A 21,680-nucleotide genomic window follows, 5' to 3' on the forward strand; every position below is an offset into this window, starting at 1 on the left:
GCCCGGACAGCCGACCTCCGCCTGGCAACGTCCCGTTCTCGAAGGCCCGAAGATCGAAGCAGACGGCTTCGCGACCGATCGGGAAGATGCCGCTGATGCTCCGGGTCGTCCGGAAGATCACCTGATCGGCGCAGCCACTCCCCTCACCCCAGGACGTCCTGCCCCGCCATCGGCCCGGTTCCCCATCTGGCTCGGAGAGCCCACTTGATCGAAATGGAGACCCGACAGGAGGTTGCGAGGGACGATCAGCGAAGAACGGGCAGCAATCTGCCGACGATCCGCACCGCGAACCTGCCAACCAAACCGGCAGACAGCGGCAGGAACGGTTTTTCGCATGCGCAAAGGCGCCCAGCGTGAAGGCCTGATGCCGCCCGCGTTTGCCCGGCGGCGCTTTGCCCTCGATGCTGTCGCCGCACTGCTCCCCGACCTTGCGGATGGCCCTGCCCCAATGGATCGCGTCGGTATCGAACGCGAAGCCGCGAACGGCCCTGGATCGTATCGACCCAAGGCCCCCGACCTTCTTGGAAGCAGGCACCGTTGCCCGGACGCTCAGGCCTGGGCCATTTCGCACATCAATTCGCGCACATCCGTCAGATGGCCGGTCACCGCCGCCGCAGCGGCCATGACGGGGCTCATCAGGTGGGTGCGGCCGCCGCGGCCCATGCGGCCCTCGAAATTGCGGTTCGAGGTGGCGGCGCAGCGTTCGCCGGGGGCAAGCTGGTCGGGGTTCATGCCCAGGCACATCGAACAGCCCGCAAGCCGCCATTCGAAGCCCGCAGCCTTGAACACCTCGTCCAGCCCTTCTTCCTCGGCCTGCGCACGCACCAGACCCGAACCCGGCACCACCATCCCGCGCACGCCCGGCGCAAGCGTCTTGCCGCGCAGGATGTCGGCCGCGGCGCGCAGATCCTCGATCCGGCCATTGGTGCAGGAGCCGATGAAGACCGCATCCACCTTGATATCGGTCAGCTTCATCCCCGGCGTCAGGCCCATGTAGTCAAGCGACCGGCGCGCGGCCTCGATCTTGCCGCCCTGGAACTCCGAGGGGTCCGGCACCTGGCCGGTGATCGGCAGCACGTCCTCGGGCGAGGTGCCCCAGGTCACGACTGGAGCGATATCCTCGGCGCGGATCGTCACCACCTTGTCCCAATGCGCGTCATCGTCGGAGTAAAGCGTCTTCCACCACGACAGCGCCGCTTCCCATTGCGCGCCCTTGGGCGCATGCGGGCGGCCCATCACATAGGCAAAGGTCTTTTCGTCGGGCGCGATCAGCCCCGCCCGCGCGCCGCCCTCGATCGCCATGTTGCAGACCGTCATCCGGCCTTCCATCGACAGATCGCGGATCGCCTGCCCGCAATACTCGATCACATAGCCCGTGCCGCCCGCCGTGCCGGTCAGGCCGATCACCGCCAGCGTGATGTCCTTGGCCGTGACGCCCGGCAGCAATTTCCCGGTGATCTCGACCTTCATGTTCTTCGATTTCTTCTGGATCAGCGTCTGGGTGGCCAGCACATGCTCGACCTCGCTGGTCCCGATGCCATGCGCCAGCGCGCCAAAGGCGCCATGGGTGGCGGTGTGGCTGTCGCCACAGACCACGGTCATGCCCGGCAGCGTCCAGCCCTGTTCCGGGCCGACGATATGGACGATGCCCTGCCGGATGTCGGTCACGGGGTAGTAGTGGATGCCGAACTCGCGCGCGTTGCGGTCCAGCGCCTCGACCTGGATGCGGCTTTCCTCGGTCATGTTGGCGGTGTTCTCGCGGCCCTCGGTGGTGGGCACGTTATGGTCGGGCACCGCGATGGTCTTGTCGGGCGCATGCACCTTGCGGCCGGTCATGCGCAGCCCCTCGAAGGCCTGCGGGCTGGTCACCTCATGCACGAGATGGCGGTCGATATACAGAAGGCAGGTGCCGTCCTCGGCCTGATCGACCAGGTGGGCATCCCAGATCTTGTCGTAAAGCGTCTTGCCGGTCATGGAACTCTCCGCGGCTATACGTTCGGAATTTGGCGAAACGGAAGATCGGCCCGGCTCAGGGGCGGGCAAGCACCGAATGGGCCGCACCAAAGAACCGCCAGGGCAGGCGCGCGCGGTCGTCCATGTCGAAGATGGGTGTCATGCCCGATCAGATACGCCGATCCGCGCAGCCGATCAAGGCCATGCCCGCCTTGCGCGCGCGTCCCGGCCCGCCCATCTTGACCGAAACCGACGGAGCCCCGCCGATGCGCGCCCTTCTTCTTGCCCTTGCCCTTGCCGCCGCCCCGGCCGCGGCGCTTGCCGATACCTGGCGCGGCTATGCCGAGGTGCCCCACAGCGTCGAGCACCGCGCCGGCGCGGTCGAGATTCGCAGCTACCCGCCCCGCATCGTCGCCGAGGTGACGCTTCGGGGCGAGCGCGATACCGCCGCGCGGCGCGGCTTTGTCGCGCTGTTCGACTACATCACCGGCAGGAACGCCGAAAAGGGCAAGATCGCCATGACCGTTCCCGTCGACCAGAGCCAGACGGACCGCGGCTGGACGCTGCGCTTCTTCATGCCCGAAGGCGCCCCCCTCGACAGCCTGCCCGCCCCCGAAAATACCCATGTGGCGCTGCGCCGCCTGCCCGCCGAACGCATGCTGGTCGGCCGATTCTCCGGCCGCCCCACGCCCGCCCGTCTGGCCGAGGCCGAGGCGGCACTGCGGGCCTATGCGGCGGCGCATGATCTGCCCCTCGCAGGGGCGCCGCGGCTGATGTTCTATGACGGCCCGTTCACGCTGCCCGGCAACCGGCGCAACGAGATCGGCTTCGTGCTGGCCCGCTAGGGGCTGCGACGCGGCGCAATCATTGAGATTCGTCCCGGCCGATGCTACATTCGGCTTCACACCCAGCGCCGGGGCCATGACGGCGCGCAACGCAGGAGGACGATGACCTGTCCCACCATATCGAGGCGGCCCGCGAGGCGGCCGCACCCAGTCCAGCCATGACCGGCCGGATTGCAGATGTGTCCAGCGAAGAACTGCTGGACCATATCCTAGCCTCCGTTTCCGACGACAAGGCCGAAGACGTGATCACCATCGACCTGCGCGGCAAGTCGAGCATCGCCGATTACATGGTGATCTGCTCGGGCCGTTCCACCCGCCAGGTCGCCGCGATCTCGGAAAAGCTCAAGGACCGGCTGAAGCAGGAGCTGGGCCGCGGCGCCAAGGTCGAGGGCAAGGACCAGGGCGACTGGGTTCTGATCGACACCGGCGACGTGATCGTTCATGTCTTCCGCCCCGAAGTGCGCGAGTTCTACCAGCTCGAAAAGATGTGGCTGCCCGCCGGCACACCCGCCACACGGGCCTGAATGCGCATCCATCTCTGCGCGGTGGGTCGGCTGCGCTCCGGCCCCGAACGTATGCTGGTCGATGATTACGCGGCGCGGTTCGACCGGACCGGCCGCGCGCTGGGCCTCGGCCCGCTGAGCATCACCGAAATCGAGGATCGCAAGGGCGGCGGCCCCGCCGCCGAGGCGGCGCTGCTGGCGCGCGCGCTGCCCGAGGGCGCGGCACTCTGCGCGCTCGACGAACGCGGCCAGTTGCTGTCCTCCCCCGACCTTGCCGCGCTGCTGGCGCGCTGGCGCGATGCGGGCCGCCCGGCCGCCGCCTTCGTGATCGGCGGTGCCGACGGGCTCGACCCCGCCCTGCGCGCCCGGGCCGACACCACGCTGTCCTTCGGGCCGATGGTCTGGCCACACATGCTGGCCCGCGCGATGCTGACCGAACAGCTTTACCGCGCCGCCCAGATCCTGGCCGGCACCCCCTATCACCGCGTCTGAGCTTCTTCTGGCCACAAATATCCCCCGCGGAGCGGCGCCCGGCACGGGCGCTCCCGAAGGGACATGCCCGGCTGCGGTTGTCCTTGCCGTTCGCCGCGCCTAGAAGGGGCGCGAACCGTGAAAGGCCCCTGTCCATGACCGTGCCGAAACCCGTGATCCTGTGCATCCTCGATGGCTGGGGCATCGGCCCCACCCCTCGGGACAACGCCCCCGAACTGGCCGCCACGCCCGCCTTCGACCGGCTGATGGCGACCTGCCCGCATGCCCGGCTGACCACGCATGGCCCCGATGCCGGGCTGCCCTCGGGGCAGATGGGCAATTCCGAGGTGGGGCACACCAATATCGGCGCAGGGCGCGTGGTGGCGATGGATCTGGGCCAGATCGACCTTGCCATCGAGGATGGTAGCTTCTTCCGGAACCCCGCGCTGCGCGACTTCATCGACCGTGTCGGCGCGGCGGGCGGCACCGCGCATCTGGTGGGGCTGGTGTCCGATGGCGGCGTGCATGGCCATATCCGCCACATCCTTGCCGCCGCCCAAGCGATCACCGCGGCGGGCGTGCCGGTTGCGATCCATGCGCTGACCGACGGGCGCGACGTCGCCCCGAAATCCGCCGACCGCTTCATCGCCGAACTGGTCGCGGGCCTGCCCGAGGGCGCCCGGGTCGCCAGCGTGATCGGGCGCTACTACGCGATGGACCGCGACAATCGCTGGGAACGGGTGCAACTTGCCTATAATGCCATGGTCAACGGGGTGGGCGAGGCTGCGGACACCCCCGAGGCCGCGGTGGCCGCCGCCTATCAGCGCGGCGAGACCGACGAGTTCATCGAGCCCACGGTGATCGGCGATCCGCCGCAGATGAAGGATGGCGACGGGCTTTTCTGCCTGAATTTCCGCGCCGACCGCGCCCGCGAGATCCTGCGCGCCTTCGCCGATCCGGGCTTTGACGCCTTCGAGACCGGACGCCGCCCGCAGTTTTCAGCGATCCTCGGGATGGTCGAATATTCCGACGCGCATAACGCCTGGATGAGCACGGTCTTCCCCGCCCGTGAAATCGTCAACACGCTGGGCGCCTGGGTCGCGCGGCACGGTCTGCGCCAGTTCCGGCTGGCCGAGACCGAGAAATACCCCCATGTCACCTTCTTCCTGAATGGCGGCAAGGAAGAGCCCGAGCCCGGCGAGGATCGCGTCATGCCGCCCTCGCCCAAGGTCGCCACCTATGACCTGGCCCCCGAGATGAGCGCCGAGGCCGTCACCGATGCGCTGGTCGCGGCAATCGGCAAGGGCTACGATCTGATCGTGGTGAACTACGCGAATCCCGACATGGTGGGCCATACCGGCATTCTCGACGCTGCGATCCGGGCCTGCGAGGCGGTCGACCGCGGCCTTGGCCGGGCGATCGAGGCGCTGGACCGGGCAGGCGGGGCGATGATCGTGACCGCCGATCACGGCAATTGCGAGATGATGCGCGATCCCGAAACCGGCGGGCCGCATACCGCGCATACGCTGAACCCGGTGCCGGTGATCCTTGTGGGCGGGCCTGCGGGCGCGCGGCTGCGCGACGGGCGGCTGGCCGATCTGGCGCCCACGGTGCTGGACCTGATGGGCCTGCCCAAACCGCCCGAGATGACCGGCTCCAGCCTGATCGAGACGTGAGACGCGCGCGCCCCCTTCTTCTGATCCTTGCGCTGGCGGGCGCCGCGCCTGCCGCCGCCCAGAGCGACCCCGCCGAAACCGCGCGCGCCGCCGCCGAGGCGCTGCGCGCGGCCGGCCGGTCGCTTCAGGAGGCCGAGGGTGCGCGCGACCGGGTGGCGGCGCTCAGCGAGACGATCCGCGCCTATGAGGACGGGCTGGCCGCGCTGCGCGAGGGGATGCGCCGCGCGGCGATCCGTGAACAGGCGATCGCGCTGGTGCTCGATGCCCGCCGGGCCGAGATCGCGCAGCTTCTGGGCACGCTCTCGGCGATGCCGCACAGCCCCGAGACGCTCTTGCTGCATCCTGCCGGGCCGCTTGGCACCGCGCGCGCAGGCATGATGCTGGGCGAGGTGACGCCGGTGCTGAAGGCCGAGGCGGACGCCCTGCGCACGAGGCTTGAGGAAATCGCGCTGATGCGCGCGCTACAGGAAGGGGCCGCGCAATCGCTGGCCGAGGGTCTGGCCGGAGCGCAGCGGGCGCGCACGGAACTCAGCCAGGCGATGTCCGAACGCCGCGACCTGCCGCGCCGCTTCGCCGCCGATCCCGACCGGCTGCGCGATCTGGTCGAGGCCAGCGACACGCTGGACGGCTTTGCCGCGGGGCTGGCCGAGGCGGAAGGACCGACCGCACCCCAACCCCAAGACAGCCTGCCCGAGGATTTCGCGGCCCTGCGCGGGCGGCTGGCGCTGCCGGTCGAGGCGACGATCCTGCGCCGCTTCGACGAGGCCGACGCGGCCGGCGTCTCGCGTCCCGGCCTTGTGCTGGCGACCCGCCCGCTCGCCCTTGTCACCACGCCGGTTCCGGCCACGATCCGCTATCGCGGCCCTCTGCTCGACTACGGAAACGTGATCGTGCTGGAACCCGCCGAGGGCTATCTGATGGTTCTGGCGGGGCTGGCCGAGATCTACGGGGCCGAGGGCGAGGTGCTGCCTGCGGGCCGCCCGGTGGGGTTGATGGGCGGCGCCGACCCGCGGGTGGCGGCGTTTCTGGATGGCGCCTCAAATCGTGATGGCGATTTGCGCACGGAAACGCTTTATATGGAAGTCAGACAGGGCGGTCGCCCGGTGGACCCGGAACCGTGGTTCACGCAGGACAAGGATTGAGGACGTCATGAAGAAATTCGCCTTGGCCGCGCTGGGCGGCACCATCGCCGGTGCGGTTCTGGCTACCCAGGTGGCCGGTCCGCTGCTTGCGCAGGAGGCCGCGCGCAAGACCTCGGTCTACGAACAGCTCGACCTGTTCGGCGATGTGTTCGAGCGTATCCGCGCGCAATATGTCGAGCAGGTGGACGAGCGCAAGCTGATCGAGGCCGCGATCAACGGCATGCTGACCTCGCTCGACCCGCATTCGGGCTACCTGCCGCCCAAGGATTTCGACGACATGCAGGTGCAGACCCGGGGCGAGTTCGGGGGGCTGGGCATCGAGGTCACGCAGGAGGACGGTTTCGTCAAGGTCGTCTCGCCGATCGACGGCACGCCCGCCGACGAGGCCGGGATCGAGGCGGGCGATTTCATCACCCATGTCAACAACGAAAGCGTGCTGGGCCTGACGCTGGATCAGGCGGTCGAGATGATGCGCGGCCCCGTCGGCAGCGAGATCGTCATCACCGTTGTCCGCCCGGGAAGCGAGCCCTTCGACGTCACCATCATCCGCGACACGATCAAGCTGACGGCCGTGCGCTCGCGCATCCAGGGCGATACGGTGGTGCTGCGCGTGACCACCTTCAACGACCAGACCTATACCAATCTCGAAGCCGAGTGGAAGAAATCGGTCGAGGAGTTGGGCGGCATCGAGAATGTCAACGGCGTCGTGCTGGACCTTCGCAACAATCCCGGCGGGCTGCTGCCGCAGGCGATCATGGTCTCGGACGCCTTCCTCGACGCGGGCGAGATCGTCTCGACCCGTGGCCGCAACCCGCAGGACAGCGACCGGTTCAACGCCACCAAGGGCGACATCACCGACGGCAAGCCGATCGTGGTGCTGATCAATGGCGGCTCGGCCTCGGCCTCGGAAATCGTGGCGGGCGCGCTCAAGGACCATCGCCGCGCCATCGTTGTCGGCACCAAGAGCTTCGGCAAGGGGTCTGTCCAGACGGTGATGCCGCTCAAGGGCAACGGCGCGATGCGGCTGACGACATCGCGTTACTACACACCTTCGGGCCGGTCGATCCAGACGCTCGGCGTGGCGCCCGACATCGTCGTGGCCCAACCCCCGCGCCGCCCCGCCGCCACCGAGGAGGAGCAATCGGCCGCGGCCCGCAGCCGGTCCGAGGCCGATCTGCGCGGGGCACTCGGCAATGACAGCATGACCGAGGACGAGCGCCGCCAGGCCGACGAGGAACTGAAAAAGGCCGAGGAAGCCGCCAAGCTGCGCGAGGAGGATTACCAGCTCGCCTACGCGATCGACATCCTCAAGGGCCTTTCGGCGCTGGGCCCGAACGACTAGCCCCCAACGATCAGGACGGACCGGGTCGGCCATCGCGCCGGCCCTTTCAACAACAAGAGACCGCCCATGCTGAGCCCCGAACAGATCGAGAGCCTGCCCTATCGCCCCTGCGTCGGCGTCATGCTGGTGAATTCCGAGGGCCGCGTCTTTGTCGGCCAGCGCAAGGACTGGCCCGAACCCGCATGGCAGATGCCCCAGGGCGGCATCGACGCGGGCGAGGATCCGCAGGCGGCCGCGCTGCGCGAATTGTTCGAGGAAACCGGCGTGACCCCCGATCTGGTCGAGGTGATCGGCCACACCGCCGACTGGGTGCAGTACGACCTGCCGCCCGAGTTGATGGGCAGGATCTGGAAGGGGCGCTATCGCGGCCAGACGCAGTTGTGGTTCCTGATGCGCTTTCTCGGCACGGATGACCAGATCGACATCGCGACCGAGCACCCCGAGTTCTCGGAATGGGCCTGGCTCGACCCCGCCCAACTGGCGGCCAGCATCGTACCCTTCAAGCGCGCGGTCTACGAACGCGTCGTGACCGAACTGGCCGCCCGGATCGCCTGAACCCGGGGCTTGTCCCATCGGCCGAGATCGCGCAACGATCAGGTGGGGGAGGAACCATGGCCGACAAGATCGACACCCGCGCGGTCGGGCTTGACGTGGGCGTGGCCTTCATCCGCTGGCTGACCGGGGCCGAGAACCTGCATTACGGGCTCTGGACCGGGCTTGACGTAACGGCGGCCAATCTGGGCCAGGCGCAGGCGGCCTATACCGAGCGGCTGTTCGCGCATCTGCCCGCGGGGCGGCTGCGGATCCTCGATATAGGCGGCGGGGCGGGTGAAACGGCCGCGAAACTGATCGCGCTGGGCCATGAGGTCGAGATCGTGGTGCCCAGCACCTTTCTCGCCAGCCGCTGTCGCGCCAACGCGCCTACGGCGCAGGTACACGAGATGCGGTTTCAGGATTTCGTCTCTGCCCCGCACTTCGATCTGTGCCTGTTCTCGGAAAGCTTCCAGTACATCCCCTGCGCGCTGGCGCTGGACAAGGCGGCCGGGCTGCTGGTGCCGGGGGGCGAGATCCTGATCGCGGATTGCTTCCGTTCGGACGGTTTCCGGGGCGGCGGCCGGATCCGCGCCGCGGGCGGCGGGCACCGGCTGGCCCTGATGCGCACGGAACTGGCGGCGCGCGGCCTTGCACCGCTGGCCGAGGAGGACATCACCGAAGCCGTCGCCCCCTCGATCGAGCTGGAACAGGCGCTGTTCAACGTGTTCGGCCATACGCTTGCGCGGATCGACGCCGAACTGGCCGCCAGACGCCCGCGCGGGCGTTGGCTTCTGCACCGCGCGCTGTCTCTGGTCCTGAGCGCGCGCCGCCGCGAACGGCTGGCCGCCCGTCTGATGGGGCACGACCGCACGGCCCAAGCGTTCTGCCGCGACAACCGCTACATGATCTTCCGGCTGCGTCCGGGCGGCTGAGGGTCAGTCGTCCTCGTCATCATCGTCGAAGAACGGCTCCATCTGTGCCACGATCACCGCATTCTCGGCCAGCGCCCGGTCCATCAGAGCCGTTTCCTCGGCCCCGATCTCGTGGCCCTGCGCGCGGCGTTCCTCGGCCGTGCCATAGCCAGTGACATCCAGCGGCGCGAGCCCGGCCTGTTTCAGCACCGCCACCGTCTCGCGCACCGCCTCGGCCTCGTCCACGCCCGAGGCATAGCACATCAACCCCGCCCCGGTCGCACCCTTGGGCAACCCGTCGTCAGGCTTGCGCCCCACCTCGACAAGCAGGGTAAAGACCTGCTGGGGGCGTTTCGGCGTTTCGGTCATCCGCGAACCTCTTGACCAATCGCCCCTTGGGGCGCGTTGCGCATGCGTCCTGCCATCCTGTCCGGCAACAGGCGCCCTTGCGGTTCCTCTACCGGATTGGCCGCCCCGGCGCATCGGCAAAGTCGCGCGAAATGCGGCCGGTCCGCGCCTTGCTAGGCGTCGCCTCGGCCCCGGCGCCCCGACTGGTCCATCGCCCTTGCCGCGCGCAGAACCGCCTCGTGCTGCACAAGTGCTGCCGGTCCCGGCCCGATCCGGCGGCGCCAGTTGGGGTGGCTGTCCACCGTGCCGGGCAGGTTCGCCTGCTCTGTCGCACCAAGCATGTCCTCGATCTGAAGCGCGACCAGACGGGCGGGCGTGGCGCCAAGATAGCGGTTCAGCGCGTCGACATCCGCCCCACCGGCGCGGCGGGCAAGATCGGCGGCCGCGTCCTGCCGGTGACGGTGCATGTCCGCAACCCGCTCGGCCGCGACATGGCCAAGGCGGGCGTGCCAGCCGATATCGGCGCCCTGCCGCCAACCCTCGAACGGGGGCAGGTCATGGGTGCCGAAGCTCGCCAGCACCGCCTCGGGCCAGTTCTCGGGATGCGGGTCGAACATCGCAAGGCGGCAGCCCAGGATGCCCGACGCGGCCAGATCGGCCTGCAACCCCTCGGGTATCACGCCCAGATCCTCGCCCACGATCACCGCGCCCGCCCGCGCCGCCTCGATGCGCGCGACGGCCAGCAGGGCGGGTTTGGGCATGGCGACATAGGCACCGGGGCCGTCGGCGGGCACCCAGAAGGCGCGCTCGAAGCCCAGGATATGGTCGATCCGCAAGAGCCCGGCATGGCGCAACTGCGCGCGCAGGATTTCGGCAAGCGGGCGGAAACCGCGGGCGGCCAGCGCCTGCGGGATCATCGGCGCCAGCGACCAGTTCTGGCCCTGCGGCGCAAAGGGATCGGGCGGTGCGCCCAGCGTGGCGCCGCGGGCGAACAGCCCCGGATCGGCCCATGTCTCGGCCCCCGCCGGATGCGTGCCGACCGCGAGGTCTAGGTAGAGCCCGTGCGCCATGCCCGCATCCCGGCCCGCTGCGCGGATATCGGCAAGCTGGCCTTCGGCGCGGAATTGCAGCCAGGCGTGAAAGGCAATGGCGTCCGGATTGTCGGCGGCAAAGGTGCGGACCTCCGGCGTATCGGGCGCGCGATATGCTTCGGGCCAGTCGGACCAGTAGGGGCCGAAGCGGTCCGACAGCGCCTGATGCAGGGCGAACCTATCGAGATCCGCCCCCTCGGCCGCGCGAAACCCGGCCAGTGTCGCCCTTTCGCCGGGGCCGATCGCGGCAAAGGCGGCGCGCAGGCAGGTCAGCCTTGCGGCAATGGCGGGCGCGTAATCGACCAGCTTGCCCGACGGGGTCGCAGCCTCGCCCGGACAGGCCAGATGCGCGGCGCTGAACCGCCGTCGGCTGGAGGGCGAATAGGGGCTGATCGCCTGCAGATCGCCCGGAAAGCCCGCATGGATCGGGTTGATGCCCACGAAACCCGCGCCCAGCGCCCCGATCCCGGCAACGACCGCGCAAAGATCGGCGTAATCCCCCAGCCCGCCGGTCTCCGCATCCCGCAGGCCATAAAGCGGCACCGTCACCCCCCAGCCACGCGGCGGCAGCGGCAGGCGGGGCGGCGCGGATAACAGCGTCATGCGCTGGCCCGCGATGGTCAGATCATGCAGGCCTAGCGGCAGGGGCGGAAGCGTGAGGGTATCTTCGGCCCGGCCCGCGTGGCAGGTGCCGTCCTCAAGCGTCAGGTGCCACTCTCCGGCATGGCGCGGGTGCAGGACCGGCGCGATCCCGGCCTCGACCACGATCCAGTCGGGCAGCGGCCGGGCAGCCTCGGCGGCTTGCAGCGCGGCAAGCGTTTGGGCGGCCTCGGCCTCGGTGATGGCGGGCAGCCCCATCGCCGCCAGCAGCGCCTGCGCGGTCGCGGAACCGGTTTCGTGGGTCGCGCCGGTCAGATCGACATAGCGCGGCAGGATGCCCGCCCGCGCCGCAAGCGCCGCCAAGGCGGGGCTCAAGACGCGGGCTCCAGCACCAGCACTGCGACGGCCTCGGCGGGCATTGCCAGCGCCCCCGTGACCGGCGCAGGCACCAGATCGGGGCGGGATGTGTCCAGATGCAGGCTCCAGCGCTGGCCGCGCGGCGCCTCGGGCACCGTCACCGCGACCGCGCCGCCTGCGTTCAGCACGGCAAAGATCGCGTGTTCCTGCGCGGCATATTCCGGCGTTCCGGCGGCGGTGCGCAGTTCGACCGCGATCAGCCGCAGGTCCGGATCCTCCCAATCCGCGCGGGTCATCGGCGCGCCATCGGCGCGGCGCCAGAACAGATCCTCGATCCCGTCGATGGCGCGTTCGCGGGAATGCAGGAACAGCTTCTGGCGCAGGATCGGATGCGTCTTGCGAAAGGCGATCATCCGCGCGGTAAAGCGCAGGAAGGCGTCATCGGCGCCATGCCAGTCGAGCCATGAAATCGCATTGTCCTGGCAATAGGCATTGTTGTTGCCCTGCTGGGTGTGGCCCAGCTCGTCGCCCGCCAGGATCATCGGCGTGCCCTGCGCCAGCAGAAGCGTCGCCATCATGTTGCGCCGCCGCTGCGCCCGGGCGGCAAGGATCGACGGATCGTCGCTCGGCCCCTCGATGCCGAAATTGTCCGAGTAGTTCGCCGAATGCCCGTCGCGCCCCTCCTCGCCATTGGCAAGGTTGTGGCGGGTGGCGTAGCTGACCACATCGGCCAGCGTGAACCCGTCATGCGCCGCGATGAAATTGACCGAGGATGTCGCGGGCCGCCCGGAATGGTCGAATTGCGCGGCCGAGCCGGTCAGCCGCCCGGCCAGATCCGGCGCCCGCCCCGGATCGCGCCGCCAGAAGCTGCGCACCGCATCGCGAAACCCGTCATTCCATTCCAGAAACGGCGCCGGAAAGCCGCCCAGCCGGTAGCCGCCCGGGCCGATATCCCAGGGCTCGGCGATCAGCTTGACGCGGGCCAGAACCGGATCCTGCCGGATCGCCTGAAAGATCGCCGCGCGCGCCTCGAACCCGCCCGGCCCCCGGCCCAGCGCCGCCGCCAGATCGAAGCGGAAGCCGTCGACATGCATCACCTCGACCCAGTAGCGCAGGCTGTCCATCACCATCCGCAGAACCATAGGATGGTCGATGTTCAGCGTGTTGCCGCAGCCCGTGTCGTCGATGTAACGACGCCGATCCTCGGCCAGACGGTAATAGCTGGCATTGTCGATACCGCGAAAGGCAAGGGTCGGGCCAAGCTCGTTGCCCTCGCAGGTATGGTTGTAGACCACATCCAGGATCACCTCGATCCCGGCGGCATGCAGACGGGCGACCATGCGCTGGAACTCGGCGATGTCGCCGTTTTCCATATAGCGCGGCTCGGGCGCGAAATAGCCCAACGTCTGGTAGCCCCAATAGTTCCGCAGTCCCTTTTCGACCAGAAAACGGTCGTTCAGAAAGGCATGCACCGGCAAAAGCTCGATCGCCGTGATCCCGAGCCGCGCGTAATGGTCCAGCATCTGGTCCGAGGCCAGCGCGCGGAACTTGCCCGGCGCATGCACGCGGGGGTGGCGCATGGTCAGGCCGCGGACATGCGCCTCGTAGATCACGGTTTCGGTCAGCGGCGTGCGGGGCGGGGCATCCGCGCCCCAATCGAAGCTGCCGGCCACAACGATGGAACGCGGCGCAAAGGGGGCGCTGTCGCGCTTGTCAAAGCTCAGATCGGCCCGCGGGGCGCCAAGCTCGTAGCCCATCAGCGCGTCGTTCCAGATCGGATGGCCCGAAAGCCGCCGCGCATAGGGGTCGATCAGCAGCTTGTAGGGGTTGAAGCGATGCCCCTGATCGGGGCGATAGGGGCCGTGGACGCGATAGCCGTAATGCTGGCCCGGCATCAGCCCGGCGATATGGCCGTGCCAGACGTGATGGGTACATTCGGGCAGGTCGATATTGGCGATCTCGTGGCGGCCGGTCGCGTCGAACAGGCATAGCGTGACGCGGCTGGCATGTTCCGAGAACAGCGCGAAATTGACGCCCTCGCCATCGAAATGGGCGCCAAGCGGGTCCGGGCGGCCGGCGGTGATCGTCGTGGGCAGGTTCATCGGGGGCGCGCGATCTCCCGGTAAAGCGCGGCATAGGCGGCGGCCGACACCCCCCAGCCGACCGGCGCCCGCATGCCGTTGCGCTGGATCTTCTGAAAGGTCGGCGCGTCGGCGTACAGGTCGCACAGCCGGTCCAGCGCAGTGGCCAGCGCCTCGGCGGTGACGGGGGCGAACTGCACGCCCGTCGCCACGCCCGCCGCCAGCGCCGCGGGATTTGCGTCGATCACCGTATCGGCCAGCCCCCCGGTGCGCGCCACCACCGGCACGGTGCCATAGCGCAGGCCGTAAAGCTGCGTCAGCCCGCAGGGTTCAAAGCGCGAGGGCACAAGGATCGCGTCGCCCCCCGCGATCATCCGGTGCGACAGCGCCTCGTCATAGCCGATGCGTACGGCGACACCCGGATAATCCTCGGCTGCTCTGCGCCAGGCGGCTTCGAGCCCCGGATCGCCCGAGCCCAGCATCGCCAGCCGCCCGCCCCGCGCCACTAGACGCGGCAGCACGTCAAGCAGCAGGTCCAGCCCCTTTTGCGCGCTCAGGCGCGAGACCACGACGCAAAGCGGGCCATCGCCCTCGGGCAGGCCCATCTCCTCGGCCAGCGCGGCGGATACCTTCGCCTTGCCCCGCGGGGCCTTGTAGGGCGCGATATGGGGGTCGGTGGCGGGGTTCCACATGGCCTCGTCGATGCCGTTCAGGATGCCCGAGACATCCGCCCCACGCGCCCGGATCACGCCGTCAAGCCCGGCCCCGAACTCGGGACTGGCCAGTTCGCGCGCATAGGTGGGGCTGACGGTCGTGACCTTCCAGCCATAGACCAGCCCCGCCTTCAGCGCCGAGATCTGGCCGTAGAATTCCATCCCCTCGGGCTGAAACGCCCAGCCGGGCAGGGCAAGCGCGGCCAGCCGGTCAGGCGCGGTCAGCCCGCGAAAGGCCATGTTGTGCACGGTCATCACGCTGGGCAGATCGACGCCGCGCGCCTTGAGATAAAGCGGCGCCAGCCCCGCCTGCCAGTCGTGGCAATGCACCAGATCGGGCCGCCAGTCGCCCGCCCCCTCGGCCCCGATCTGCGCCGCCATCCAGGACAGCGCGGCAAAGCGCGCGTCATTGTCGGGCCAGTCCTGCCCGGCCTCGTCCAGATAGGGGCCGCCGGGGCGGTCATAAAGATGCGGGGCATCCAGCACCAGAAGCGACACCCCCCCCGCCGTCCCGCGCAACAGCCGCGCCGACCCGCCGAAAAACCCGTCGTCCTGCCAGAGCGTTTCGGCTGCGGGCAGCGCGGCCAGCACGGGCCGGTAGCCGGGCAGCAGCACCCGCATATCGACCCCCTCGGCCGCCAGCGCCGCGGGCAGCGCGCCCACCACATCGGCCAGCCCCCCGGTCTTGACCAGCGGCACGCATTCCGAGGCGACGGACAGAACCCGCATCATGCCGCCGCCGCCCGCCGGTTCAACATCGACTGGGTGATCAGCGTGATGCCGCTTTCGCTGACGCGGAACCATTTCGCATCCTCCTCGGGGTCTTCGCCGACGATCAGCCCGTTCGGGATCACCACGCCGCGGTCGATCACCACATTCTTCAGCCGGGCATGGCGGCCGACGGTGACATAGGGCAGCACCACCGCATGATCGAGCACCGAAAACGAGTTCGTATGAACCATGGTGAACAGAAGCGAATTGCGCACCTCGGTCCCCGAGATGATGCAGCCCCCCGAGACCATGGATGATACCGCCGTACCGCGCCGGTCTTCCTCGTCATGGACGAATTTCGCGGGCGGCACGCTTTCGGAATAGGTCCAGATCGGCCAGTTGCGGTCCCACAGGTTCAGTTCCGGGGTGAAATCGGTCAGGTCGATATTGGCCTTCCAGAACGCATCCACCGTGCCCACGTCGCGCCAATAGGCATTGGATTCGGGCTGGTCGCGCACGCAAGATTCCGCGAAGCGATGCGCCATCGCCTTGCCGTTGCGGACGATCTGCGGGATCAGATCCTTGCCGAAATCATGGCTCGAATTCGGATCCGCAGCGTCGCGCATCAGCAGGTCGCGCAGGAATTTCCAGTCGAAGACATAGATCCCCATCGAGGCAAGGCAGGTCGTCGGATCGCCCGGCAGCGTGGGCGGGTTGGCAGCCTTTTCGACAAAGGCGGTGATCCGGTCGGTTGCATCCACCTGCATCACGCCAAAGGCGCTGGCCTCGGTTTTCGGCACGGTCAGGCAGCCCACGGTCACATCCGCCCCGCTGGCGACATGCTGGCGCAGCATGATCTCGTAATCCATCTTGTAGATGTGATCGCCCGCAAGGATCAGAACGTAATCAACGCCATAGCTGTCCACGATGTCGATGTTCTGGGTCACGGCATCGGCGGTGCCCAGATACCAGGTATGTTCGTCGACCCGCTGGCTGGCGGGCAGGATGTCGAGATATTCGTTCCGCTCGGCCCGGAAAAAGTTCCAGCCGCGCTGGCAATGGCGGATCAGGGAATGGGCCTTGTATTGCGTGGCCACGGCCATCTTGCGGATGCCGGAATTCAGCGCGTTGGACAGCGCAAAGTCGATGATGCGCGTCTTGCCTCCGAAATAGACGGCCGGTTTCGCGCGGTTGTCGGTCAGTTCCATCAACCGGCTGCCGCGCCCGCCCGCCAGAACAAAGGCCATGGTCCGGCTGGACAATCGGCTGTAGCGCATCTCCATCGTCAAATCCCCCCTCGTCAATCACACCCCGTCCAGCATCAGGTAGAGCACGGAAAGCGGGGGCAGCGTCAATTCCGCCGAGGCGGGCAGCCCGTGATGCGGCCGGTCAAGCGCCAGAACACCGCCCAGATTGCCGCGATTGCCTCCGCCATAGGCAGATGCATCGGTATTCAGCACCTCACGCCACTGCCCCGCCTGCGGCAGCCCCAGCCGCACCCCCGTCCGCTCGACCGGCGTAAGGTTGCAGATAACCGCCACGGGCGGATCGCCGGGGGCGCCAAGGCGCAGCCAGGCATAGACCGAGATCTCGGCCGCATTCGCCTCGATCCAGCGGAACCCCTCGGCCTCGCAATCCCTGACGTGCAGCGCAGGCGTGGCGCGGTAAAGCGCGTTCAGGTCGCGCACCAGCCGTTGCACGCCCGCATGCCATTCTGCTCCCAGAACGCCCCAATCCAGTTGCCCGGCATGGTTCCATTCGGCCCGCTGGGCGAATTCCTGGCCCATGAACAGCAGCTTCTTGCCCGGATGCCCCCACATGAAACCGTAATAAGCGCGCAGGTTGGCGAATTTCTCCCAATCGGTGCCGGGCATCTTCGACAGCATGCTGCCCTTGCCATGCACCACCTCGTCATGGCTGATCGGCAGCACGAAATTTTCGGAGAACGCGTAAAGCAGGCCGAATGTCAGCTGGTGATGGTGGTATTTCCGATGCACCGGCGCGCGCCCGAAATAATCGAGCGTGTCGTTCATCCAGCCCATGTTCCACTTGTAGCCGAAGCCCAGCCCCCCCGCATCCACCGGCTGCGACACCCCGGGAAAGGAGGTGCTTTCCTCGGCCACGGTCAGGATGCCCGGCACCTCGCCATAGGCGAGGCTGTTCATCCGTTGCAGCATGGCGATGGCTTCCAGGTTCTCGCGCCCGCCATGGATGTTCGGGATCCATTCGCCGTCCTTGCGGGAATAATCGCGATACAGCATCGAGGCCACGGCATCCACGCGCAGCCCGTCGACATGGAATTCCTCGAGCCAGTAAAGCGCGTTCGAGAACAGGAAATTGGCGACCTCGCTGCGGCCGAAATTGTAGATCAGCGTCTGCCAGTCGTGGTGGAATCCCTCGCGCGGGTCGGCATGTTCGTAAAGCGCGGTGCCGTCGAACCGGCCCAGCCCATGCGCATCGGTCGGGAAATGCGCTGGCACCCAGTCAAGGATGACGCCCAGCCCCTTGCGATGCGCCGCGTCGATCAGGTCGCGGAACTCATGCGGGGGGCCGTGGCGGATGGTGGGGGCGAACAGCCCGACCGGCTGATAGCCCCAGGAGCCATCAAACGGATGTTCGGACAGCGGCAGGAATTCCAGATGGGTAAAGCCCATGTCATGGGCGTAATCCACCAGTTCCGCGGCCGCCTCGCGATAGGAAAGCGGGCGGTTGCCCTCGTCGATCCGGCGCCGCCACGAGCCCAGATGCACCTCGTAGATCGAGATGGGGGCGTTGCGGGCATTATGCCCGGCGCGGGTCTCGATCCAGGCATCGTCCTTCCAGCCATAGCCCGAGATGTCGCGCACGGTGCTGGCGGTGCTGGGCGGATGTTCTGCCCCAAAGCCCAGCGGATCGGCCTTGAGCGGCAGAACCTGCCCTTCGGCGCCCAGGATCTCGTATTTGTAGACCTCGCCCTCGCCGATGCCGGGCAGAAAGATTTCCCATACCCCGGTCGCACCGCGCCGCCGCATCGGATGGCACCGCCCGTCCCAGCCGTTGAACGGCCCCACCACCGACACACGGCGCGCGTTCGGCGCCCAGACCGCGAAATGCGTGCCCTCTGCGCCCTCATGCGTGCGGACATGGGCGCCCAGGACCTGCCAGAGCCGTTGATGCGTGCCCTCTCCCAGCAGATATTCGTCGATCTCGCCGATCACAGGGCCAAAGCGATAGGGATCGTCATACTCCCAGGATTGCCCCGCCCCGTCGCTTGCCCGCAGCCGATAGGGCGCATCGCCCGGCAGGTGCCCGGTGAACAGGTCGGGCGCGTCGGGGTGGCGCGTCAGGGGGTGGCTGGCTGCACCTGAAACGGCCTCCAGCGTCGCAATGCCGGGATGGAACGCCGCCACGCGACGCCCATGCCGTCCCAGCACGGAAAACGGATCGTCATGCGTACCGGCCTGCACCCGCCGCGCATCCTCGGGCGGCGGAAATGGCGTGGGGGCGGGCGTCGGGGCTGGGCTCATGCGCGCAGCCTAAGCCGCGCGTGGCGACATGCAAGCCATGTCCTCACGCCGGGTCAAGCGACGACGCCCCCCAGATATCCGCCATGTAGCCCCGGATCGTCCGGTCGGACGAGAACCATCCTGTGCGCGCGGTGTTGCGCGCGGCCATGGGCCACCAGACCGCAGGCTCGGCAAAGGCAGCATCGACGCGGCGCTGGGCGTCCCAATAGGCGGTGAAATCCGAGCAGACGAGGAAGTAGTCATGCCCGGTCAGGTTGCCCACGAAGCCGCGATAGCAGTGCCGGTCGCGCGGCGAGAACACGCCCTGCGACACCGCCTTGAGCGCGCCGCCCAGCCGCTTGTCGGCCGCGATCGCCTGCCGGGCATGATCGGGCACGGCGCGGCGGGCAACGACCTCGTCGGTGGTCATGCCGAACAGGAAGAAATTCTTCTCGCCCACCCGGTCGCGGATTTCCACGTTCGCACCGTCCAGCGTGCCGATGGTCGGCGCCCCGTTCAGCGCGAATTTCATGTTGCCGGTGCCCGACGCCTCCTTGCCCGCGGTCGAGATCTGTTCGGACAGGTCCGAGGCCGGGATCAGCCGCTCGGCAAGGCTGACATTGTAGTTCGGCAGGAACACGACCTTGAGGAAGCGGTTCGTCTCGAGGTCGGCATTGACCACTGCGGCAACATCGTTGATCAGCCGGATGATCTCCTTGGCAAAGACATAGCCGGGCGCGGCCTTGCCGGCAAAGATCTTGACCCGCGGCACCCAGGGCGCGTTCGGGTTTGCCTTGATCTCCTGCCAGAGCGCGATGGTTTCCAGGATGTTCAGATGCTGGCGCTTGTATTCGTGGATGCGCTTGATCTGCACATCGAACAGCGCCTCGGGGTCGATCTGCACACCGTGCTCGGCCGCAAGCCAGCCCGCCAGATCGGCCTTGTTCGCCCGCTTGGCCCCGGCATAGGCGTCAAGGAAGGCCGCATCGTCAAGCTGCGGCTCAAGCTCGCAAAGCCGTTCCAGATCGCAGACCCAGCCCTCGCCGATGGTGCCGGAGATCAACCGGCTGAGCCGCGGATTGGCCGAGAACAGCCAGCGGCGCGGGGTGACGCCATTGGTCTCGTTCACGATCCGGTCGGGATGCAGGCGGTGCAGTTCCTCGAAAACCGTCTGCTTCATCAGGCCGGTATGCAGCGCCGAGACGCCATTGACCTTGTGCGCCATGACGAAGGCCAGCTCGCCCATCCGCACCTCGCCCTCCTGCACCAGCGCAACCTTGCGGTCCGGCTTTTCGGCGGCATGGGCCGCGTCGATCCGCTCGATCAATTGCATGTGGCGCGGCAACAGGCGGGTCATCAGATCCTCGGACCAGCGTTCCAGCGCCTCGGGCAACAGCGTGTGGTTGGTATAGGACAGACAGCCCCGCGCGGTCTCGATCGCCTGATCCAGCGCCATCCCGCGCTCGTCATGCAAAAGCCGCACCAGTTCCGGCCCGGCAATCGCGGGATGCGTGTCGTTCAACTGGATCGCGGCCTTTTTCGGCAGATCGGCCAGCGCACCGCCCTCGGCCTCGAACCGGCGCAGGATGTCCTGAAGGCTGGCGGCGGTAAAGAAATACTCCTGCTTCAGCCGCAACTCCTTGCCCCGCTCGGTCGTGTCGTCGGGATAAAGGACGCGGCTGATCGTGCGCGCCAGCGCCTCGGGCTCGGCCGCGGCGGCATAATCGCCGCGGTTGAACCGGTCGAGATCGAAGCCATGCAGCGGTTCTGCCGACCACAGCCGCAGCGCATTGGCCCATTTCCCCTGCCAGCCGATCATCGGCGTGTCATAGGCCTGCGCCATCACCGCCTCGGCGCCATGCCAGACCGGCTTGCCGCCCTCATCGACCACCTCGCCGCCAAAGCACAGCCGCAGCCGCACATCGCGGCGCCGGAATTCCCAGGCATGGACCTGCGTCAGCCAGTCCTCGGGCTCCTCGACCTGCCGCCCCTCGACAAAGCTTTGACGGAACAGCCCATGCTCGTAGCGGATGCCATAGCCGAAGGCCGGAACGCCCAGCGTGGCCAGCGATTCCATGAAACACGCCGCCAGCCGCCCCAGACCGCCATTGCCCAGCGCGGCATCGGGCTCGTCCGCGATCACCTCGTCGGCGGACAGGCCCAGCGCGGCCAGCGCCGCGCGCACCTCCTCCTCGAGCCGCAGATTGATGATCGCGTCTTCCAGCAGGCGGCCGATCAGGAATTCCATCGACAGGTAATAGACCCGCTTCGCCCCCGCCTGTCGCGCCGCCCGAGCCGAGGCCAGCCACGCATCCACCAGCCGATCCCGCACCGCCAGCGACAACGCGATGCGCCAGTCGCCAAGCGTGGCATTCTGCGGGTCGGTGCCCAGCGCATAGATCAGATGGCGGGGGATGCTGTCGCGAAAGCCTGTATCGGTCATGAAATGGGTCCGGGCGGTTGAGGGGGGCACATGCCGTCGCCCCGATATGGGCGGGGAATCGCGCGACCCGCAAGAGCGCATGGGGCCAGCCCGCCCGCACACCCCCGCATCGCCTCTCAAACAGGCACCGACGCCTCTTGCGCAGGGTGGATGTCAACCCACCGGCGGGCGGCGTGAGTGCGGGCAGGTGGTGGGTTTCACCCACCCTACGCTTGCTGCGATTGCAACAAAGGCCTATTGCGCCGGAGGCCCGAGAAGATAGAGAAGCCAAGCAAGCGCAAACGATACTGCTATCGTAGGCAAGTTTGACTCGATGTTCTTTAGAAAGCGCCCAAACAATGAGCGGCTGTCGAGCCAATCATGTCCCGCACTTGTCAAAGAAATGTAGGTTTCGGCCCTAGGCTCCAGACTCATTGATCGTCAAAGCCAGAACAGGACGGTTGCGGCGAGGGCGATGGCGGAAAGGAAGGTCTT

16 protein-coding genes are annotated in these 21,680 nt (G+C 67.9%); 8 read left to right on the forward strand and 8 right to left on the reverse strand.

Annotated elements, in window-relative coordinates; translation table 11 throughout:
• Window positions 1-549 precede the first annotated feature (549 nt).
• Window positions 550-1,974 carry a 3-isopropylmalate dehydratase large subunit gene (gene leuC, locus GH815_RS15445; protein ID WP_153749656.1) on the reverse strand — a complete coding sequence of 475 codons (1,425 nt, stop codon included), beginning with the start codon at window positions 1,972-1,974 and terminating at the stop codon, window positions 550-552.
• Window positions 1,975-2,219: 245 nt separating this feature from the next.
• Here leuC and GH815_RS15455 point away from each other — a divergent pair, with 245 nt between their 5' ends.
• The 8 genes from GH815_RS15455 (at window position 2,220) to GH815_RS15490 (ending at window position 9,398) form a co-directional block, all read left to right on the forward strand.
• Window positions 2,220-2,798 (forward strand): SOUL family heme-binding protein, encoded by a 579-nt coding sequence (locus GH815_RS15455; protein WP_170290367.1) that lies wholly within the window; start codon window positions 2,220-2,222, stop codon window positions 2,796-2,798.
• Between the two features lie 158 nt (window positions 2,799-2,956).
• The gene (gene rsfS, locus GH815_RS15460) at window positions 2,957-3,322 is read left to right on the forward strand and encodes a ribosome silencing factor (RefSeq protein WP_153749658.1); all 366 of its coding nucleotides are present in this window, start codon (window positions 2,957-2,959) and stop codon (window positions 3,320-3,322) included.
• Entirely contained in the window at window positions 3,323-3,793 is a 471-nt protein-coding gene (gene rlmH, locus GH815_RS15465) for a 23S rRNA (pseudouridine(1915)-N(3))-methyltransferase RlmH (RefSeq protein ID WP_153749659.1), read from the forward strand.
• 134 nt (window positions 3,794-3,927) lie between these two features.
• Window positions 3,928-5,448 carry a 2,3-bisphosphoglycerate-independent phosphoglycerate mutase gene (gpmI, locus tag GH815_RS15470; RefSeq protein WP_153749660.1) on the forward strand — a complete coding sequence of 507 codons (1,521 nt, stop codon included), beginning with the start codon at window positions 3,928-3,930 and terminating at the stop codon, window positions 5,446-5,448.
• A complete protein-coding gene (locus GH815_RS15475; RefSeq protein WP_343030913.1) occupies window positions 5,445-6,590 on the forward strand; it encodes a murein hydrolase activator EnvC family protein in 1,146 nt (381 codons plus the stop codon). Before gpmI ends, GH815_RS15475 begins: the two co-directional genes overlap by 4 nt.
• 7 nt (window positions 6,591-6,597) lie before the next feature.
• Complete coding sequence (locus tag GH815_RS15480; protein ID WP_153749661.1) at window positions 6,598-7,932, forward strand: S41 family peptidase; 1,335 nt, start codon at window positions 6,598-6,600, stop codon at window positions 7,930-7,932.
• A gap of 69 nt (window positions 7,933-8,001) precedes the next feature.
• Window positions 8,002-8,487, forward strand: coding sequence for an RNA pyrophosphohydrolase (locus GH815_RS15485; RefSeq protein ID WP_153749674.1), 486 nt, complete (start codon window positions 8,002-8,004; stop codon window positions 8,485-8,487).
• Window positions 8,488-8,543: 56 nt separating this feature from the next.
• A complete protein-coding gene (locus GH815_RS15490) occupies window positions 8,544-9,398 on the forward strand; it encodes a class I SAM-dependent methyltransferase (protein WP_153749662.1) in 855 nt (284 codons plus the stop codon).
• A gap of 3 nt (window positions 9,399-9,401) precedes the next feature.
• Here the strand turns inward: GH815_RS15490 and GH815_RS15495 are convergent, their stop codons facing one another.
• The 7 genes from GH815_RS15495 to GH815_RS15525 all read right to left on the reverse strand — a co-directional run bounded on the left by GH815_RS15495 (window position 9,402) and on the right by GH815_RS15525 (window position 21,206).
• Complete coding sequence (locus tag GH815_RS15495; protein ID WP_153749663.1) at window positions 9,402-9,746, reverse strand: hypothetical protein; 345 nt, start codon at window positions 9,744-9,746, stop codon at window positions 9,402-9,404.
• Between the two features lie 152 nt (window positions 9,747-9,898).
• Window positions 9,899-11,791 (reverse strand): 4-alpha-glucanotransferase, encoded by a 1,893-nt coding sequence (locus GH815_RS15500; RefSeq protein WP_153749664.1) that lies wholly within the window; start codon window positions 11,789-11,791, stop codon window positions 9,899-9,901.
• Entirely contained in the window at window positions 11,788-13,875 is a 2,088-nt protein-coding gene (gene glgX, locus GH815_RS15505) for a glycogen debranching protein GlgX (protein ID WP_153749665.1), read from the reverse strand. The genes GH815_RS15500 and glgX overlap by 4 nt, the downstream gene beginning before the upstream one ends.
• Window positions 13,872-15,299, reverse strand: coding sequence for a glycogen synthase GlgA (gene glgA, locus GH815_RS15510; protein ID WP_153749666.1), 1,428 nt, complete (start codon window positions 15,297-15,299; stop codon window positions 13,872-13,874). Before glgA ends, glgX begins: the two co-directional genes overlap by 4 nt.
• Window positions 15,296-16,561 carry a glucose-1-phosphate adenylyltransferase gene (gene glgC / locus GH815_RS15515; protein ID WP_407072190.1) on the reverse strand — a complete coding sequence of 422 codons (1,266 nt, stop codon included), beginning with the start codon at window positions 16,559-16,561 and terminating at the stop codon, window positions 15,296-15,298. The genes glgA and glgC overlap by 4 nt, the downstream gene beginning before the upstream one ends.
• Window positions 16,562-16,582: 21 nt before the next feature.
• A complete protein-coding gene (gene glgB / locus GH815_RS15520; protein WP_153749667.1) occupies window positions 16,583-18,784 on the reverse strand; it encodes a 1,4-alpha-glucan branching protein GlgB in 2,202 nt (733 codons plus the stop codon).
• Window positions 18,785-18,827: 43 nt separating this feature from the next.
• Complete coding sequence (locus tag GH815_RS15525) at window positions 18,828-21,206, reverse strand: glycogen/starch/alpha-glucan phosphorylase (RefSeq protein WP_153749668.1); 2,379 nt, start codon at window positions 21,204-21,206, stop codon at window positions 18,828-18,830.
• Window positions 21,207-21,680: the final 474 nt, after the last annotated feature.

The sequence above is a fragment of the Rhodovulum strictum genome (genome assembly GCF_009649175.1).
Taxonomy (GTDB): domain Bacteria; phylum Pseudomonadota; class Alphaproteobacteria; order Rhodobacterales; family Rhodobacteraceae; genus Rhodovulum; species Rhodovulum strictum.

Bases quoted from the DNA above. Each gene is read 5' to 3' on its own strand.
- leuC (WP_153749656.1), bottom strand. From the start codon at position 1,974: ATGACCGGCAAGACGCTTTACGACAAGATCTGGGATGCCCACCTGGTC.
- GH815_RS15455 (WP_170290367.1), top strand. From the start codon at position 2,220: ATGCGCGCCCTTCTTCTTGCCCTTGCCCTTGCCGCCGCCCCGGCCGCG.
- rsfS (WP_153749658.1), top strand. From the start codon at position 2,957: ATGACCGGCCGGATTGCAGATGTGTCCAGCGAAGAACTGCTGGACCAT.
- rlmH (WP_153749659.1), top strand. From the start codon at position 3,323: ATGCGCATCCATCTCTGCGCGGTGGGTCGGCTGCGCTCCGGCCCCGAA.
- gpmI (WP_153749660.1), top strand. From the start codon at position 3,928: ATGACCGTGCCGAAACCCGTGATCCTGTGCATCCTCGATGGCTGGGGC.
- GH815_RS15480 (WP_153749661.1), top strand. From the start codon at position 6,598: ATGAAGAAATTCGCCTTGGCCGCGCTGGGCGGCACCATCGCCGGTGCG.
- GH815_RS15490 (WP_153749662.1), top strand. From the start codon at position 8,544: ATGGCCGACAAGATCGACACCCGCGCGGTCGGGCTTGACGTGGGCGTG.
- GH815_RS15495 (WP_153749663.1), bottom strand. From the start codon at position 9,746: ATGACCGAAACGCCGAAACGCCCCCAGCAGGTCTTTACCCTGCTTGTC.
- glgX (WP_153749665.1), bottom strand. From the start codon at position 13,875: ATGAACCTGCCCACGACGATCACCGCCGGCCGCCCGGACCCGCTTGGC.
- glgA (WP_153749666.1), bottom strand. From the start codon at position 15,299: ATGATGCGGGTTCTGTCCGTCGCCTCGGAATGCGTGCCGCTGGTCAAG.
- glgC (WP_407072190.1), bottom strand. From the start codon at position 16,561: ATGGAGATGCGCTACAGCCGATTGTCCAGCCGGACCATGGCCTTTGTT.
- glgB (WP_153749667.1), bottom strand. From the start codon at position 18,784: ATGAGCCCAGCCCCGACGCCCGCCCCCACGCCATTTCCGCCGCCCGAG.
- GH815_RS15525 (WP_153749668.1), bottom strand. From the start codon at position 21,206: ATGACCGATACAGGCTTTCGCGACAGCATCCCCCGCCATCTGATCTAT.